This is a genomic window from Acinetobacter sp. YH16056_T, assembly GCF_024605895.1.
Taxonomy (GTDB): domain Bacteria; phylum Pseudomonadota; class Gammaproteobacteria; order Pseudomonadales; family Moraxellaceae; genus Acinetobacter; species Acinetobacter amyesii.
On the sequence record NZ_CP094545.1, the window covers coordinates 2,017,763 to 2,033,894 of the forward strand.

Consider the following 16,132-nt stretch of genomic DNA (forward strand, 5'->3'; position numbering starts at 1 on the left):
TTTTTCATTCCAACAGAAACGCTTAATTTTCTGCCGTAGATTCTGGTGCATTGATTTGACGGTGAGATGTATGTAGATAATCATCAGATTGCATTTCCAATAAGCGCGAACGTGTACGCTCAATTTCAAATGCCAATTTTTCACCTTGATATAATTCAATAATCGTATCTTCTGAAGTAAGCAACAACTTCACACCACGGTCATAAAACTCATCAACTAGATAGATAAAACGACGAGTCCCTTCAGACAAATAATCCGTCATGTGCGGCACATTACTCACCAAGACCGTATTATAAATATTGGCAATTTCAATAAAGTCTGCTGGGCTACGTGGTTTTAGGCAAAGTTCAGAATATTCACACCACAGTACATCTTCCGTATGACCAATGGTTTCCACAATACGCTGATTAATAATAATTGGCTCTTGTGAAACTGTTTGGGTTTGCGTTAATGCGGTAAAACGCTGCGCCATCCACAACTTATGTTCGTGGGTTAAGGGTGATTTAAACAACTGTGCTTGCTTCAATACACGTAAACGGTAATCCACACCTGCATCGACATTTAAAATAACGCAGTTCTTTTTCACCATTTCAATAGTCGGAATAAAACGGTCACGATGAATACCATTTTTATATAAACCATCTGGTGCAATGTTTGAAGTTGCTACAAGTGTGATTCCACGTGTAAATAATTTCTGGAACAAGTCACTTAAAATCATTGCATCAGTAACGTTCGATACAAAGAACTCATCGAAACAAATCACCACAGCTTCTTTGTAAATTTGATCTGCAACAAGCTCTAATGGATTACGTTGTCCTGATAGCTTATTTAACTCGCGATGCACATATTGCATGAAGTGATGGAAATGCATACGGGTTTTACGGCGAAATGGTACAGATTCATAGAACTGATCCATTAACCATGTTTTACCACGACCTACACCACCCCACATGTACACACCCTTCGGTGCAGTTTGACGGCGGAAGCGACGGAATGCTTTTTTCGACGCTTTAAAACGCTGTATTAATTCCTGCCAAACACGATCCAGCTCATGCACTGCTTGCGCCTGCTCTTGATCTGGTAAAAATTGACCAGATGCTAAAGCTTGAGCATAACGCTCAGCCGGTGAAATCGGTGTGAAAGAGGTGTTTTGTGTAGACTGAAATTCGGACATATCATTGAATACTTTTTTGGGCTACATAAATTATAGCGGAGATTGAATTTGAAGATATAACACTTTGGCATTAATCAACTTAGGCTATTTGTTATATTGGCGCGGACTATGACCAAACCAGCGTTTAAATGCGTGATTAAACGCCGCCGGCTCAGAATAACCGAGCAATTCTGCAATCATTTCAATTGAATACTCATTATATTCAATCATACGGAGTGCTTTATCTTTAATAATATCTTCACGAATTTGCTTATAACTGGTATTTAACTGTTGCAGTTGATGACGCAAAGTTCTTTCAGGCAAGTTCAACGCTTGAGCAGTTGCTGCCATACTTGGCATCGCACCACTTTGTAATTCCAAATAATCTTGCACACGTTGAACCAATGATGGCGCATCTTCATCGGCGCTTAAACGTTCTAACTCCGCAATACATTTCGACTCATATAATCGAAAAGTAATAATATCTGCGGAAGGGATCCGAATATCTAAAACATCTTCATCGAACCAAAATGCCGCAAATGGCGCACCAAATCGAACTTGAGAGCCATAATAATCAGTAAACATTTTTAATTTTTCAGGATCTTTGGGGTCAGCGAACGGCAAATCAATTTGAACTTGCGGTGTAGATAGCCCCATCATTTTGTACAGATCACGGATGAATTTATACGTTCCTGAAATCTCTGACTGTGCCAATAATGCACCCAGTGGTGCATACACATCTTGGGGTTGATAACATAAGGCCACTTTATGCTGACTGATTTGCAAACTCAAACGCCCAGTTAGATGTGTCAACTGTTGAAAGCGAATCCCCTGATTTAAAGCTTGGCGTAAAGTATCACTAGTAACCAATAACATCAGCAATGGGCCATAACCCGCCAACGTATAATGTTGACCAATAAATAACCCTTGTTCAGGTTCTACATCTTTACCAATGACTTTCAGTACATCCCACTCCAAACTCGGATGGATCACTGAGGTGGGATCGAGTGCGTCGACACGCAGCCCAATGGTTTGCAAACGTTGATCGACATCTACGCCTGCTTTACGCATTCCTTGTACTAAATACATCAGGCTTAGAATGGATCGTTTCATAAATCGTAAAATGACATTAAATTTCTTCTTTTTTACTACAAATTTGCAATTATGAACATTGCCGTTTCGATCAATTTTTCTGTCACCTCAATCATATTGTTCTGATCATGAACTCAAGTATGCTTAGCCTGTAATCTCGCTTGGAATTAAAAAAATGATGCAGGAAGCGCAAACAAAAACAATGCAAACCTCTAAAGCCAATTCGGAAATTCATACGCAAATCGCTATCATCGGCGGTGGTTTTGGTGGTATTGCTATGGCAATACGGCTTTTCCAACAAGGCAATCAAGATTTCCTGATTCTCGAAAAAGCCAATGATTTTGGTGGAACTTGGCGTGAGAACCGCTACCCTGGCGCTGCGTGTGATGTGCAATCACATATGTATTCGCTTTCTTTTGCACCCAAAACAGATTGGTCAAAACGTTATGCCGAAGCACCTGAAATATTTGATTATATCCAACACGTCACCCGTGAATATAATTTAAAACAATTCTGTCGCTTTAATAGTGAAGTGCTTTCAAGTCGATACAATGAATCAACCTGCGACTGGCATTTAGAACTCAAAGATGGTGTTAAAATTACCGCTCAATACGTGATTTTTGCATCTGGCCCGCTACATGTCCCGCAAATTCCACACATTCCGGGCATTGAAAAATTTAAGGGTAAAGTGTTTCATTCTTCGCAATGGGATCATCAATATCCATTAGAAGGTAAAAAAGTCGCATCGATTGGTACAGGCGGCAGTGCCATCCAATACATTCCAGAAATCGCACCACAAACACAGCAACTGTATGTTTTTCAGCGTACCGCGGCTTGGGTCATTCCACGAGATGAACGTAGTTATCATGGTTTAGAAAAATCATTATTTAAAAAATATGATTGGTTTCGAAAAATTCACCGCGCTCGCCTGTATTGGACCAACGAATCACGTGTCGTACCAATTGTTAAACCAACCACCATGAAATATGCGCAAAAACTGGCAGAACTGTATATTAAATACCAAGTCAAAGATGCTGAACTTGCCAAGAAACTAACGCCAAACTACATCATGGGTTGTAAACGCATTTTAATTTCTAATAAATACTTTCCAACGTTTAATCGACCTAATGTGGAATTGGTCAGTGATGCAATACAAGAAATCACTGAAAATGCCATTATTACCAAAGATGGAAAATCCCGTGAAATCGATTGTCTGATCTATGGCACAGGCTTTATTACCGATCCAAGAATTTATTTAAAATCATTTAAATGTATTGGTGAAAATGCTCAAGAACTCAAACAAGTTTGGCAAGCTGGCGCAGAAAGTTTTTATGGCATTTGCACCAAAGGCTTTCCAAATCTATTCCAATTATTAGGCCCCAATACCGTACTTGCGCATAATTCAGTGGTATTTATGATTGAGGCACAAGTCGATTACATCTTACAAATGATGCAATTGGTTTCAAAATCTAATGTTCAAGCCATCGCTGTCAAAGATCAGGTGCAAGATCAATTTAACACTCATGTACAAGACATGCTTGATGGCACGGTATGGCAATCAGGCTGCGTAAGCTGGTATCAACAAAATGGCGGTAAAAATTTTGCACTGTGGCCAACTTATACATGGAAATATTGGCTGGCTACTCGAAAAATAAATCCAGCCGATTTTCGACTCCTCAGTAAAACAAAATCTAGTCATGCAGCTTAAGTAATAACAGTTCATAATAGGCAGGTATTCATTATCTGCCTATTTTTGTATGCAATCTTTCTGGTTGATTTTCCAGCTCTTGGCCTGTTTAGGGCTTGGTTTTATACTTGCACGTCGCCTACCCACTTGGCTTGAAAAAATCGCCTTTAAACTCCTGCCTTACTTTACTTATATTTTGTTATTTGCGATTGCGATCGAATTTTCTGAAACATTACACACCATTTCAGCACCTCTGCAAATCCTCTCTTCATCAGTACTTATTGCACTATTGACCTCAGTGGGTGCTTTTATTTGCTGCTATATTTTATTTAAGCTTTTAGGCTATAAACCCAGTCATGGCAAAGTGTCCATGCAGTTAGTAACAAGCTCACTCATCAATATTAGCTATGCTTTTATTGCATTGGGTTTAGGTTATGCTTTTGCTGAAATGGCAGCACATTTTAGTCTTCAGCCACATATGAGTACTTGGGATCTACTTTTAGTCTTCATGTTTCTGATTGGGCTTGATCTCGCCTACTCACCGCTCGATCGTTCTTGGTTAAATTGGAAAATTCTACTTGTTCCACTCGGTTGTATCGTCGGTTCACTTTTGGGCGCTTTTGCTGCTGCCTATCTATTGCCACAAATCAGCTTGAAAGATTTGATTATGCTGTCACAAGGCTATGGTTTCTATTCGATGACAGGCATCGTCGTAACTGAATTAAAAAATGCGCATCTAGGTAGTATTGCGTTGATGAATGATTTATTCAGAGAAATCTTTGCGATTGTGTTTATGTATATTATTGGCTGGCGCTACCCACGCTCTGCAATTTCATCTGCGGGTGCAACAGCTATGGATGTCACCCTACCCATGGTCAAACAAGCCTGTGGGAATGATTTTATTCCACATGCCATGGTCAGCGGCTTTATCCTTTCTGTACTTGCACCTATATTGGTAAGTATATTGGCGGCTATCTAACCCCCTCACCTAAATCCTCTCCCAAAGGGAGAGGACTTTCTCTCTCCCTTTGGGAGAGAGTTAGAGAGAGGGTAAATATTAAAGTGTCGCCAAAATATCTTTTAAAGTTTGACGCATATTGTCCGATTTAGTAATTGGACGGCCAATCACCAAATGTGTAGAACCATCAAGCATAGCTTGTTTAGGTGTCACAATTCGTTTTTGATCATCAGCAGCAGAACCTGCAGGACGGATACCCGGTGTCACTAAAGCAAACTCTGCACCCAAAGTTTCACGCAGCATTTTCGCTTCTTGAGCTGAACACACCACACCATCTAAGCCACTTTCTTTCGTTAAAGTCGCAAGACGTTTCACGTGTTCAAATGGTTCAACATCCAAACCTAAATCAGCAAGATCTTCACGCCCCATCGAGGTCAAAACCGTAACAGCAATCAGCTGAGTATTGTAATTGCCCGCCTTTAAGCGCTCTACACAGGTTTCCATCATTTTACGGCCACCTGATGCATGGACATTGACCATCCACACACCCATATCCGCAGCTGCACAAACTGCTTGCGCTGTAGTGTTTGGAATATCATGGAATTTTAGATCTAGAAATACTTCAAAACCTTTATCATGCAATGCCTTAACGACACTTGGGCCCTCATGGGTAAATAACTCTTTACCAACCTTAACTCGACATAATGCAGGATCTAACTGCTCTGCAATTGTAAGTGCGTCATATTGGCTTTTAGCATCTAGTGCAACGATGATACTCAAGAGACTTACCCTTCATTTTGACAAAATTAGTACATTATAGATGGATTCAACTTGATCAGAAAGTCATAAAACTCATGTTATTTGAAATGATTAATTTGAATTGAGCTATCTCATTATTTTATTTGAGATAAGCGTATTATTTTTTCAGCCCATAAAAAAACACTCCGATGATCCACCAGAGTGTTAAATATAAAATTTAAATCTACTCATAAAAGTAGTTCATTTACTTCAAAAACCCAATTATAACGGGTTAGAAGGACGCTCATTTGCATCAATATCTAAAACTGTCTTTTCATGACGCGTATGTGCAGCCGCTTCAGCAGCAGCCAGTTGAGCAGTTTGAATTTGCTCTTTACGTAGGCGGTCAATATCTTTACGTAGACGTTTAATTTCCCAGTTATTTTGAAATACTCGAAATACTTGCACTGCCAATAAAAGACCTAACACCAAACCTAATGACAAGGTTAATAGCAATAAAAGCCCTAAACGCATTGCAGGCACTTGTGTAAACAACAAATCGACCGAAAGTTCAGTTCCGTTTTGCAGAACCAAAGCCAATGAGTATCCAAATAGGACCAGTAGAATTACGACCAATACGTAACGCATAAACACCCCTAACAATGTTTTGAATTAGTTTGCAGATTCGTTTACCGCATCACGTAAAGCTTTACCAGGTTTAAAGTGCGGTACAGCTTTTGCTGCAACTTCAACTGATTTACCTGTTTTTGGGTTACGACCCACACGTGGTTCACGGTGATGTAATGCAAAACTACCAAAACCACGGATTTCTATTCGGTTGTCTGTAGACAAAGCTTCGATCATTTGATCGATCATTATCTTAACGGCCTCTTCCACTAAGGGTTCAGCTAAGTGTGGGTTTTTAAGAGAAATACGCTCTATTAAGTCAGACTTATTAAGTGCTTCAGTAGTCATCTGCGACCTCTTTAATTATCAAGCTACCTAGGATCAGTTTCCTGATAATAACCTGTTTAAATACAAAACGGTAGCGTAATAATCACTTACTACGCTACCGTTACAGTAATTGTGTAAAATATATTAATTAATTTACATTAACAATACAATTCAAACACTTACTTAGTGGTTCATTTGAGCTTTGATCAAATCACCAATAGTCTTAGGACCATTGTCTGAAGTTGCTGTAGCTGTCTTGTTCAAGTTAGCTACTGCTTCTTTTTCTTCAGCTTCGTCTTTCGCTTTGATAGACAAGTTGATAGAACGTGATTTGCGGTCTACGTTGATGATTTTAGCTTCAACTTCTTGACCAACTTCAAGGAACTTAGTTGCATCTTCAACGCGGTCGCGGTTGATTTCAGATGCTTTAAGAGTCGCTTCAACTTCGTCAGCTAACTTAACAGTAGCGCCTTTAGCGTCAACTGCAGTTACAGTACCTTTAACAAGCGCACCGCGTTCGTTAGCAGCCAAGAAATCGTTGAACGGATCGCTGTTCATTTGTTTGATGCCAAGGCTGATACGGTTGCCTTCAGCGTCTACTGAAAGGATAACCGCTTCAACTGTGTCACCTTTCTTGTAACGACGGATAGCTTCTTCGCCTTGTTCGTTCCAAGAAATGTCAGACAAGTGAACTAGACCATCGATACCGCCTGGTAAACCGATGAAGATACCGAAGTCAGTGATTGACTTGATAGTACCTGAAACTTTTTCACCTTTGTCGTGTTCTTTAGCAAACTCTTCCCATGGGTTAGCACGAGTTTGTTTGATACCAAGAGAAATACGACGACGCTCTTCATCAACTTCAAGAACCATAACGTCAACTTCGTCACCGATCTGAACAACTTTAGATGGGTGGATGTTTTTGTTAGTGTGGTCCATTTCTGAAACGTGTACTAAGCCTTCAACGCCTTCAGCGATTTCAGCGAAGCAACCGTAGTCAGTTAAGTTAGTTACACGAGCTTTAACGATAGAACCTTTAGGGTAACGGTTCATGATCGCTAACCATGGATCTTCGCCTAATTGTTTAAGGCCTAAAGATACGCGGTTACGTTCGCGGTCGAATTTAAGTACTTTAACAGTAACTTCTTGACCAACTTCAACAACTTCTGAAGGGTGCTTGATACGTTTCCAAGCCATGTCAGTGATGTGAAGAAGACCATCAATACCACCAAGGTCAACGAATGCGCCGTAGTCAGTAAGATTTTTGATAGTACCAGTAACTGTTTGACCTTCTTCAAGCTGAGCAAGAAGAGCTTCACGGTCAGCTGAAGATTCAGCTTCCATAACAGCACGACGAGATACAACAACGTTGTTACGTTTAGCATCAAGTTTGATTACTTTAAATTCTAACTCTTTACCTTCTAAGTGAGTAGTATCACGAATAGGACGAGTATCAACTAAAGAACCTGGAAGGAACGCACGAACTGGACCGATGTCAACAGTGAAACCGCCTTTAACCTTACCAGAGATAACACCAGTAACGATTTCGCCGTCTTCAAAGATTTTTTCAAGTTTAGTCCAAGTTTCAGCACGTTTAGCTTTTTCACGTGATAAAACTGTTTGACCCATACCGTTGTCAAGAGCTTCAACAACTACGTCAACAGTGTCGCCAACTTGAACTTCAAGTTCACGTTGTTCATTTAAGAATTCAGCGCGGTCAACAATACCTTCTGATTTAAGGCCAGTGTCAACTGTTACCCAGTCAGAGTCGATATTTACTACAACGCCTTGGATGACAGCACCCTTTTCAACGTTGAGGTTTAATTCGCTTTCTTCAAAGAGGGCTGCAAAAGATTCGGTCATGATATACCTAGTAAAGTCAGCGGTCTTGGATCAGACAAGGCCGGTTTAATTAAGCGTCTACATAGTCCATATAAGACTGATCAAGCTATGCTTCTGCTGAAAATTCTTTAGTTTGCTAATTGCTGATCGATGTAATTCGTCATCAGCGTGAATACTTCATCAATACTCAAAGTTGAACTATCAATGAAATAAGCATCTGGCGCAGGCTTGAGTGGAGCGACTGTGCGTTCCATATCTCGCTTATCACGCGCTTCGATATTAGCTAAAATGTCGTTTATTTTAACATCCACGCCCATAGCCTGCAACTGATTTAGACGGCGCTCTGCACGGGACTGAGCAGAAGCCGTTAAATAAATCTTGGCTTGAGCATTGGGAAAAATCGTAGTTGCCATGTCACGGCCATCTGCAACCAAACCAGGTGCTTGGGCAAAGGCATGCTGACGTTCTAAAAGCGCAGTTCTAAGTGCAGGAATTGCAGCAACTTTTGAGGCAAACTCTCCGACTCTCTCAGTACGGATAACTTTTGAGACATCTTCACCATCTAAAAGCACCGAAACACCTGCTTCATTTGTCACAAATTGTATGTCTAAATTTGTTGCAATTTTTACGCATTCATCGAGCTTTGAGTCTAATGCATCAATTAAGTCTTGCTTATGCAATGACAATCCCAACAGACGATATAACGCACCTGAGTCGAGTAAGTGGAACTGATAATGTGCCGCAATTTTTGCTGCCAATGTTCCTTTACCTGAGCCACTTGGGCCATCAATTGTAATGATTTGAACTGTCATTGCTCTTCCACTTTTGTTTATACGGTTTTTGCAAGTTTTGAAAAACCAATTTTAATCGCTGACTTCAGTTGCGCAAGGATTAATTGACTAACGAATGGCGCACGCGCCTGTAATTCAATCGTATAAGTGACTAAAGTACGCGCAGCATCAATCGCTTCGAATTGAATCACACCCAAATGATGTTTCACCAAAGGGTTTTTAATAATCTTATATTCAATGCGTTGGTTTGGCTCAAGCAAGGTAATTTGCTCTTGTAACGGCTTCACTGGCCCAAAGCCCATACGACGTACTGAACCTACACCATCAGGACGCTTAGGATCTGCAGAATCTTTGACGCGCACCACTTGAATCGGTGCAAAAGCCACGTTATAGGTCGAATGTTTTGAAAGTAAGTCAAAAACCTGCTCGACCGGTGCATTAAATTCTTTTTTTACTTGAATGGATTTCATGGTGTACCCTATTTTATTTGACAATATTAATTGTCAGTAGAGTTTACTTGATTTTTTAAATTAAGTTCAGTCAAAGTGGCTTTTTCCTGTAACTTCATCAGTCGTTTTTGTTCACGACGCATTTTAAAAAAATCACTTAATTGTTGGGAGCATTGCTCTTGTAGGCAACCATGCTCAAACTCAAAGATATGGTTATAGTAGCCTGAATTTAATAATTGACGCGAACTGACCAAAGAACCTGCTTTAGGCTCAGTCGTCGCAAATACCACACGTTTAATTCTCGAATGTACCAAAGCACCCACACACATTGTGCATGGCTCCAATGTTACATATAAGGTTGCATCATCAGGTAAACGGTAATTATCGATATTTAAACAAGCTTGACGCAAAGCTTGTACTTCCGCATGCGCGGTGGGATCTTTCAAAGAAATAGGCGCATTAAACCCTGCACCTATGACTTGATTTTGACTCACAATCACTGCACCTACAGGAATTTCTTGCAATTCGGCAGCTTGCGCAGCTTGCTCGAAAGCAAGCTGCATCCAATGCTCATCACTATGTTGGTTTTGTTCAGACATCAATTAACTAAATTACACCATACTGTCTTAACAGTGCATTCCAACTGTCAATATTGGTTACAGGAGGATCGTCAGCCAAAATCCCTTTAAGGGAAAGGTCTGTACCTTTTTTCCACTCTGGGGACAGGTCTTTATCAACAAGACGTGCACGCACACCTTCCACAAAGTCCGCATGACGAATTTTCCACTCTGAAATTTGAGTTTCTAGTTCAAACACTTCATTCCAAGAATGCACTTTTTTCCCCCACTGCCACAATAACCATGTTAATGCTGCGGTTGCAGGTGAACCTTTTTGCAGATTTTCACTGGCTTGGCGTAGCCAATCACTGCGTGCATCGCTTAAACCAATAATTGATTCATAGTCATGTTCAAAATTGTGCCCACGGCACACACTCTGAATCACATCTAATGAATTTTGTAATGGGCCCGGCCCCACAGGACGATGCATACTATTTAAAGTGTCATCAATGGCACGGAAATCGCCCGCTGGATAATGATCCCAATCAATATTGATGACAGTTTCAAGTACGTTATCACGCTGAGCATCACAAATATGCGTTGCCCAGCCGATACCATAAGCACCTGCTGCGGTCATAATCGAGCCTGTTAATCCCGTAAACAAACCAATAGCACCACGGTCAGCTAGGAAACGCGTCGCACCTACATCTGGATACAAACCGATATTAATTTCAGGCATTGCTAAACGCGAATAAGGTGTCACCAAACGGAAAGGTGCGGCCATAAATAGACCTAAACCACCACCCATGACATAACCTTCGCCCCAAACCAAAATCGGCTTTGCATAGTTATGCAGCAGCAAATCTAGGGCATATTCTTGTTCAAAGAATTTATTCGCCGTTTCAACTTCATCATTGACCACCAATTGTCGCAATTTGCGTACATCGCCACCTGCACAAAATGCTTTCGGCGTAGTGGAATCCAACCAAATCGCTTTAACAGCATCATCATGTTGAAAGTCCTGAAAGACTTCAAGCAATGCTGTACAGATAGATTCATCTAATGCATGAAGCGATTTTGGGCGATTCAGGCGAACAATGCGCCAGCCCTTTTTCGCTTCTTCCACAATCAGATCTGGGTGATAATTTTTTGAAACGGGAGAATAAGTCATGCGTCCAGCTGCCAGTCTATTGGCTCAATGCCATTTTGTTTAAGATAATTATTACTTTTTGAGAACACCTTACAACCAAAAAAACCACCGCGGTTTGCAGCCAAAGGTGATGGATGCGCGGCTTTTAGCACCAAGTGCTTATTTTGGTCAATGCGTTGTCCCTTACGCTGTGCATATGCCCCCCATAAAATAAAGACAATATGCTCACGTTGCTCATTTAAAACATCAATCACATGGTCTGTAAAATCTTCCCAGCCACGTTTTTGATGTGAAGTTGGTTGCCCAGCCTCAACAGTCAGTACCGCATTTAAAAGCAAAACACCTTGTTCTGCCCAGCGTGTTAAGTCCCCATGTTTTGACACAGGCACCCCAAGGTCGGTATTTAACTCATGGAAAATATTACGTAAAGAAGGTGGTAATGCAACCCCCTTTTGTACCGAAAAACTCAAGCCATGTGCCTGATTTGGCCCATGATAAGGGTCTTGGCCTAAAATCACCACCTTTACATTCGCCATAGGCGTCGTATTTAAGGCATTAAAAATCAGCGGATTCGGAGGATAAATCACTTTATCCTGTTTCATTTGTTGTATCAGAAAGTCTTTTAACTCATCCATGCGGGGGCTAAGCAGAAACTCACTTAGACCATATTTCCAGCTAGCATCAAGCTGCACTTTAGCGAGTTTTGCTTGTTGCTCTTCTGTTAAAGACATCACTGTTAACTAATCCTAATAAAACCAAATATTTACTTAAATTTTAACTTGTAAATCAACTGCAGGGTTTAAAAATTTTTGACCCTGTTTTAATTTTTCATACATCTGGGGATCGTTCCATTCCGACTGAACCTGTTCGGAAAAGACGATTTGATCTAACTGCAACAGCCCCATTTGTGCGTTGTCGATATCTTCTAAAAAGCTTTGCGCATAGCCTGTGTCCGTCTCATGTACGATCACAGAATACACTTCAACATCACCCTCACCATTTTGAGTTTCTGTTGATTTTAGAACTTGTTGTGCCAAGTAAAAGAAGATCCGTGAAAACTGTTCTGCTGAAGGCGATACGGGTAGTTGAACCCAACGTGCGCTGAACTGCTTGCAGGCACGAATGTACTCGGCATCATCATGTTGCCAAAAACAAATCGCGTGATCAAAACTGTCAAATAAGTCTTTAATTACCCCTTTGAGCAAACCGAAATCGTAAACCATTTGTCCATGGTCAAGTTTCGACGCTTTAAGTAATAGTTCGACTTTATAACTGTGTCCATGAATGGAACGTTTGCAACGGTCTGACGTGCAATTACGCACGATATGCGCGTTTTCAAACTTAAATAACTTACGAATTAACATGTGTCGTAATGCAATCAAATAATCTATGGGTTCTTAGAGATTATAATGCAAAAGTCTAACAAGAGGCATTAATTTTGCTATTCAGCACAATTGGGAAAAGGCATCATGAAAATTTAGCGACCTTTAAGACCTAAAATGGTGCCATACTGCGAAAAGCCACATATACATCTTTATCTTTTCGCACTAACTCACTGGTAAATTGACGCTTTCTTTCATTTAAAATAATTTCAATTTGCGCTTTAAAATAGTTCGACTGCACACCCAATTGTGAATTTAAAACTTCTCGATTTTCTGTGCTCACCTGTGCAAATGGCTCCATTGCCCATAAATCATTGATATTTTCGAAATGTTCAAATTTGGCAGCTTTTTGTTGCAAAGCTTGTTCGACTGCATTGACATCTAAACGATCATCCAAGGTCGCTAACAAAAATGCAGGAGCAGTATTAATGTTTACTGTTGTTTCATGCGAGGGCAAGCTACTCACATAGGGCGCAATCAGTTTATATTGAGCACCTTCAAAACCACGGACTGATTTCAGTTCTTCCACACTATGAAATTTTGCATTTGGCGGTAATGCCGCATTATTTAAACCACGATAGTACGCCAGCTCTGCCCCCATCGGGCCAGAAGTCTCATCATCTTCATCTTGCCAATCAATCACGGCTTGACTTAATTCTGCGGGTAAACCAACACGCTGCAATATTTTTTCAAACCATAGCTTTGCTTTGTCATTTACCACACCCTCTTCTGAAACCAAACTATTGAGGTTAAATTTTCCAGATTCGTCTTGCAGCACACCTGCAACAGTTCCACCTTCCACTGGAAAGGCGGGCATAGGCTGAGCCCAATTTTCTTGGAGGTGATCCACCTGCCCTGCATTTTCGGCATCATTTACTAAAAGTTCAGCAAAAAATGCTTCGGCACTTTTCGCATATAACAACGACTGATTTTGGCGCATCACATAAGCGGTATTTTCAGAAGTATGGGCTTGTTGTTTTGCGATACCTGCTGCAACTATGGTTGCCAAAGCTACCATCATCAGGATAGTTAACAAAGCGATACCACGTTGCTGTTTCATACGCAACTCCGAACTTCAAATGACTCTACTACCTGACCGCTAACCATTCTTATTTTTATCCAATAAAAAATCAGTATTTAACAAACTGAATAACCATTCGTAGTTTGTCCCATCAACTGTGAGCTGCATCCTGATACCCCGCGGTAACAGTTGTATGGTTTTTTCATTATTCAAATCAGCGGCAGCATCTGGCCAATTCTCTAACTCATTTGGATTGAGTACCGTGATTTTATATTGTTCAACATTATCCAGTAAAACACTCGAATCTGGCTGATCATGCCCCGTTTGGTTGAGATTTTTAAATTTTAGCCGATACAATTTTTTTTCATCAGCTTTGTATTGATATTCCACTCGCTCGTCAGGTGCAATGCCCTGATTTAATGGATCAGTGACACCTGTCTTACTGAAATTAAATCGGCCATTTTGCAATACTAACGCTGGTTGAATATCTCCATTAATATTGGCAGTTAAGGGCACAGCTTGTACTGTGTCTCTGAGAATTTGCTGATGGGCATCTTGCAACTGACTAAGCCTTGCCTCATGGGTTGCGTTTCGTTCCTTCACTTTCGAGACATAATCAAAAACCTTCCAACCCAAAGCAGACAGCACTGCGAAAATAGCAATCGCAACCAAAAGCTCAACTAAGGTAAATCCTGCTTGATTCTTCATTCCTTGCTGTACAAGCACAGGCATATCTTGAGATGTACGTTTTTTTCTAGTTATTATTTTCATCCAACGGAGCCTTATAGTTAAAGAACACCAAACTGCTAATCCCTGCTTCAACATCGCCTGTTTCAGCATTCATCAAACTCACTTGGATATCAATCCGTTGTACATTTGGACTAATGGTGGCTTGGGCTTTTTTGTCAATTTGCCATTGTTCGCCTTGTTCAGTGACTTGTTTAGATGCAGTACCCGTCATCCATTCACGATTGATTTCCATCTTAGCGATTTCATTCAACGCGACAAATTGTGCTTTATTTCTTAAAATTGCGTGTGCTGTCGACTGTGTATATTGCATCGCAACATTAGACAAAGCCATTGCCGCAGTCGCAAAAATCGCCAATGCCACCATGACTTCAAGTAGTGTAAACCCTTTAGCCCGCATTAACTTTCCCTAAATGATCGATTTCGATTTCATTACCAATGGGACGTTCTTCAAAATAAAACTGTATACGCACAGGCTTTACCTCACCATTGCCCAACCAAATCAACTTGGGTGCATTGGTATTTAACAAATCATCATTATTGGCATTTGCATACTGCTGATCTAAAGGCTGAATCGTAAAAGAGACATTTTCAGGTAATACTCGGGTTTCAAAATCTTTATAGTTTTGCCATTTATTATTCTGATTTAAAATACTATTTTCTACACGTTTTTGTTCTGGTAAATATTCTTGTACCGCATAGCTTTGCGTGTTGACATCCGTTCCAGCGTTTTGCTGTAAGGCCAATATCAAAGCTTGATCATTTGCATCGCGTAAAATTCGTTTCAGATCCATTACAAACACTTCACGTGCCTGCATGGCTTTGCGTTGATCTGTCCCACCGATATTTAAAAGCACCAATGAGGCCATGATGCCCATAATCACAATCACCACCATCAATTCTACGAGGGTGAATCCACGAACCGATGATGGTGATGCACTTTTCATAAGCAGCCTTTAAGCGAATTGAGCAACCGCATGCACTTGTTTTGGTAAGGCCAAGGCTTGATCAATATAAGCAACCCGCAAGGTGTCTCTTGAACCCAAATAACGCTGATAAAAACTAGAGTTCAAAATTGCTGCGGCGCCATGTGTAAGTGACCAAATCGAAGCAAGATAATCACGTACTGGCATGCTACTTTGAATCGACTCCAAATAACGCTCAGTCATACGAATGATCAATCGTAGGCGTTGTTTGCGCACTTGATATAGTTCACTAAACAAGTGCTGAATACCCACACCCGTTGTCGATAAACGCTCTTCAATTTGGTGAAACAACACTGTACGTTCTGGGTGATGTAAGTGATGCAACATAAAGAAAGCAAGGTGTTCAGGAAAAGCTTTATCGGTGTCTTTAATCATTTCCAATAACATGCGTTCATTACGAATAATGAGCAACATATATAGTTCATCTTTACTTTGAAAATGTTTATATAACGTCCCTTTTGCCAAGTCGAGTTCTGCCGCTAGCGCATCTAGTGTCATCCCTGCTTCGCCATTTTCCAATAGCAGCTGCTCTGCCACTTGGAAAATTAATGCCTCTCTTGCTCTAAACTGAGCTTGACGATCCATCTTCACCCTATACTCTCTTACTCTTATATCAATTCAAATT

General features: G+C 40.6%; 19 protein-coding genes. 2 read left to right on the forward strand and 17 right to left on the reverse strand.

The annotated features are described in order from the left end of the window. Nucleotides 1–22: 22 nt before the first annotated feature. Nucleotides 23–1,174 carry a cell division protein ZapE gene (zapE, locus tag MST17_RS10030; RefSeq protein ID WP_180026948.1) on the reverse strand — a complete coding sequence of 384 codons (1,152 nt, stop codon included), beginning with the start codon at nt 1,172–1,174 and terminating at the stop codon, nt 23–25. A gap of 84 nt (nt 1,175–1,258) precedes the next feature. Beyond that, a complete protein-coding gene (locus MST17_RS10035) occupies nt 1,259–2,266 on the reverse strand; it encodes an AraC family transcriptional regulator (RefSeq protein WP_168378906.1) in 1,008 nt (335 codons plus the stop codon). Between the two features lie 181 nt (nt 2,267–2,447). On the opposite strand from MST17_RS10035, the gene MST17_RS10040 reads away from it, so the two are divergent. Next, the gene (locus MST17_RS10040; protein WP_180026952.1) at nt 2,448–3,953 is read left to right on the forward strand and encodes an NAD(P)/FAD-dependent oxidoreductase; all 1,506 of its coding nucleotides are present in this window, start codon (nt 2,448–2,450) and stop codon (nt 3,951–3,953) included. A 49-nt stretch (nt 3,954–4,002) separates the two neighbouring features. Continuing rightward, complete coding sequence (locus MST17_RS10045) at nt 4,003–4,911, forward strand: lysine exporter LysO family protein (protein WP_168378905.1); 909 nt, start codon at nt 4,003–4,005, stop codon at nt 4,909–4,911. Between the two features lie 78 nt (nt 4,912–4,989). On the opposite strand, the gene pyrF is transcribed toward MST17_RS10045, so the two are convergent. From pyrF to MST17_RS10120, 15 genes are all read right to left on the reverse strand, one after another. Beyond that, nucleotides 4,990–5,670, reverse strand: a complete 681-nt coding sequence (gene pyrF / locus MST17_RS10050; RefSeq protein WP_168378904.1) for an orotidine-5'-phosphate decarboxylase — start codon at nt 5,668–5,670, stop codon at nt 4,990–4,992. Nucleotides 5,671–5,910: 240 nt separating this feature from the next. Then, a complete protein-coding gene (locus MST17_RS10055; RefSeq protein WP_078188931.1) occupies nt 5,911–6,276 on the reverse strand; it encodes a lipopolysaccharide assembly protein LapA domain-containing protein in 366 nt (121 codons plus the stop codon). A 24-nt stretch (nt 6,277–6,300) separates the two neighbouring features. Beyond that, nucleotides 6,301–6,603, reverse strand: coding sequence for an integration host factor subunit beta (locus tag MST17_RS10060; RefSeq protein WP_067767464.1), 303 nt, complete (start codon nt 6,601–6,603; stop codon nt 6,301–6,303). 162 nt (nt 6,604–6,765) lie between these two features. Beyond that, on the reverse strand, nt 6,766–8,445 hold the full coding sequence (gene rpsA / locus MST17_RS10065; RefSeq protein WP_078188933.1) for a 30S ribosomal protein S1: 1,680 nt from the start codon (nt 8,443–8,445) through the stop codon (nt 6,766–6,768). A 107-nt stretch (nt 8,446–8,552) separates the two neighbouring features. After that, entirely contained in the window at nt 8,553–9,236 is a 684-nt protein-coding gene (cmk, locus tag MST17_RS10070) for a (d)CMP kinase (RefSeq protein WP_180026947.1), read from the reverse strand. A gap of 17 nt (nt 9,237–9,253) precedes the next feature. Next, nucleotides 9,254–9,685, reverse strand: coding sequence for an SRPBCC family protein (locus MST17_RS10075; RefSeq protein ID WP_180026946.1), 432 nt, complete (start codon nt 9,683–9,685; stop codon nt 9,254–9,256). Nucleotides 9,686–9,711: 26 nt separating this feature from the next. Next, nucleotides 9,712–10,263, reverse strand: a complete 552-nt coding sequence (gene tadA / locus MST17_RS10080; RefSeq protein WP_180026945.1) for a tRNA adenosine(34) deaminase TadA — start codon at nt 10,261–10,263, stop codon at nt 9,712–9,714. A gap of 7 nt (nt 10,264–10,270) precedes the next feature. Then, on the reverse strand, nt 10,271–11,392 hold the full coding sequence (locus MST17_RS10085) for an enoyl-CoA hydratase/isomerase family protein (protein WP_180026944.1): 1,122 nt from the start codon (nt 11,390–11,392) through the stop codon (nt 10,271–10,273). Beyond that, the gene (gene ung / locus MST17_RS10090) at nt 11,389–12,102 is read right to left on the reverse strand and encodes a uracil-DNA glycosylase (protein WP_180026951.1); all 714 of its coding nucleotides are present in this window, start codon (nt 12,100–12,102) and stop codon (nt 11,389–11,391) included. The genes MST17_RS10085 and ung overlap by 4 nt, the downstream gene beginning before the upstream one ends. A 36-nt stretch (nt 12,103–12,138) precedes the next feature. Further along, complete coding sequence (locus MST17_RS10095; protein WP_180007335.1) at nt 12,139–12,735, reverse strand: 6-carboxytetrahydropterin synthase; 597 nt, start codon at nt 12,733–12,735, stop codon at nt 12,139–12,141. A 130-nt stretch (nt 12,736–12,865) separates the two neighbouring features. Beyond that, nucleotides 12,866–13,813: a type II secretion system minor pseudopilin GspK gene (gspK, locus tag MST17_RS10100; protein WP_180026943.1), complete on the reverse strand. Its 948-nt coding sequence runs from the start codon at nt 13,811–13,813 to the stop codon at nt 12,866–12,868. Between the two features lie 39 nt (nt 13,814–13,852). Further along, nucleotides 13,853–14,482 (reverse strand): type II secretion system minor pseudopilin GspJ, encoded by a 630-nt coding sequence (gene gspJ / locus MST17_RS10105; protein ID WP_111885090.1) that lies wholly within the window; start codon nt 14,480–14,482, stop codon nt 13,853–13,855. Between the two features lie 46 nt (nt 14,483–14,528). Next, entirely contained in the window at nt 14,529–14,921 is a 393-nt protein-coding gene (gene gspI / locus MST17_RS10110) for a type II secretion system minor pseudopilin GspI (RefSeq protein WP_078188947.1), read from the reverse strand. Then, the gene (locus MST17_RS10115; RefSeq protein WP_180010304.1) at nt 14,911–15,468 is read right to left on the reverse strand and encodes a type II secretion system protein; all 558 of its coding nucleotides are present in this window, start codon (nt 15,466–15,468) and stop codon (nt 14,911–14,913) included. The genes gspI and MST17_RS10115 overlap by 11 nt, the downstream gene beginning before the upstream one ends. A gap of 9 nt (nt 15,469–15,477) precedes the next feature. Next, on the reverse strand, nt 15,478–16,092 hold the full coding sequence (locus MST17_RS10120; protein ID WP_168378896.1) for a TetR/AcrR family transcriptional regulator: 615 nt from the start codon (nt 16,090–16,092) through the stop codon (nt 15,478–15,480). Nucleotides 16,093–16,132: the final 40 nt, after the last annotated feature.

Bases quoted from the DNA above. Each gene is read 5' to 3' on its own strand.
- MST17_RS10075 (WP_180026946.1), bottom strand. From the start codon at position 9,685: ATGAAATCCATTCAAGTAAAAAAAGAATTTAATGCACCGGTCGAGCAG.
- MST17_RS10045 (WP_168378905.1), top strand. From the start codon at position 4,003: ATGCAATCTTTCTGGTTGATTTTCCAGCTCTTGGCCTGTTTAGGGCTT.
- zapE (WP_180026948.1), bottom strand. From the start codon at position 1,174: ATGTCCGAATTTCAGTCTACACAAAACACCTCTTTCACACCGATTTCA.
- rpsA (WP_078188933.1), bottom strand. From the start codon at position 8,445: ATGACCGAATCTTTTGCAGCCCTCTTTGAAGAAAGCGAATTAAACCTC.
- MST17_RS10120 (WP_168378896.1), bottom strand. From the start codon at position 16,092: ATGGATCGTCAAGCTCAGTTTAGAGCAAGAGAGGCATTAATTTTCCAA.
- MST17_RS10035 (WP_168378906.1), bottom strand. From the start codon at position 2,266: ATGAAACGATCCATTCTAAGCCTGATGTATTTAGTACAAGGAATGCGT.
- MST17_RS10115 (WP_180010304.1), bottom strand. From the start codon at position 15,468: ATGAAAAGTGCATCACCATCATCGGTTCGTGGATTCACCCTCGTAGAA.
- MST17_RS10095 (WP_180007335.1), bottom strand. From the start codon at position 12,735: ATGTTAATTCGTAAGTTATTTAAGTTTGAAAACGCGCATATCGTGCGT.
- tadA (WP_180026945.1), bottom strand. From the start codon at position 10,263: ATGTCTGAACAAAACCAACATAGTGATGAGCATTGGATGCAGCTTGCT.
- MST17_RS10055 (WP_078188931.1), bottom strand. From the start codon at position 6,276: ATGCGTTACGTATTGGTCGTAATTCTACTGGTCCTATTTGGATACTCA.
- gspJ (WP_111885090.1), bottom strand. From the start codon at position 14,482: ATGAAGAATCAAGCAGGATTTACCTTAGTTGAGCTTTTGGTTGCGATT.
- gspI (WP_078188947.1), bottom strand. From the start codon at position 14,921: ATGCGGGCTAAAGGGTTTACACTACTTGAAGTCATGGTGGCATTGGCG.
- gspK (WP_180026943.1), bottom strand. From the start codon at position 13,813: ATGAAACAGCAACGTGGTATCGCTTTGTTAACTATCCTGATGATGGTA.
- cmk (WP_180026947.1), bottom strand. From the start codon at position 9,236: ATGACAGTTCAAATCATTACAATTGATGGCCCAAGTGGCTCAGGTAAA.
- MST17_RS10060 (WP_067767464.1), bottom strand. From the start codon at position 6,603: ATGACTACTGAAGCACTTAATAAGTCTGACTTAATAGAGCGTATTTCT.
- MST17_RS10040 (WP_180026952.1), top strand. From the start codon at position 2,448: ATGCAAACCTCTAAAGCCAATTCGGAAATTCATACGCAAATCGCTATC.
- MST17_RS10085 (WP_180026944.1), bottom strand. From the start codon at position 11,392: ATGACTTATTCTCCCGTTTCAAAAAATTATCACCCAGATCTGATTGTG.
- ung (WP_180026951.1), bottom strand. From the start codon at position 12,102: ATGTCTTTAACAGAAGAGCAACAAGCAAAACTCGCTAAAGTGCAGCTT.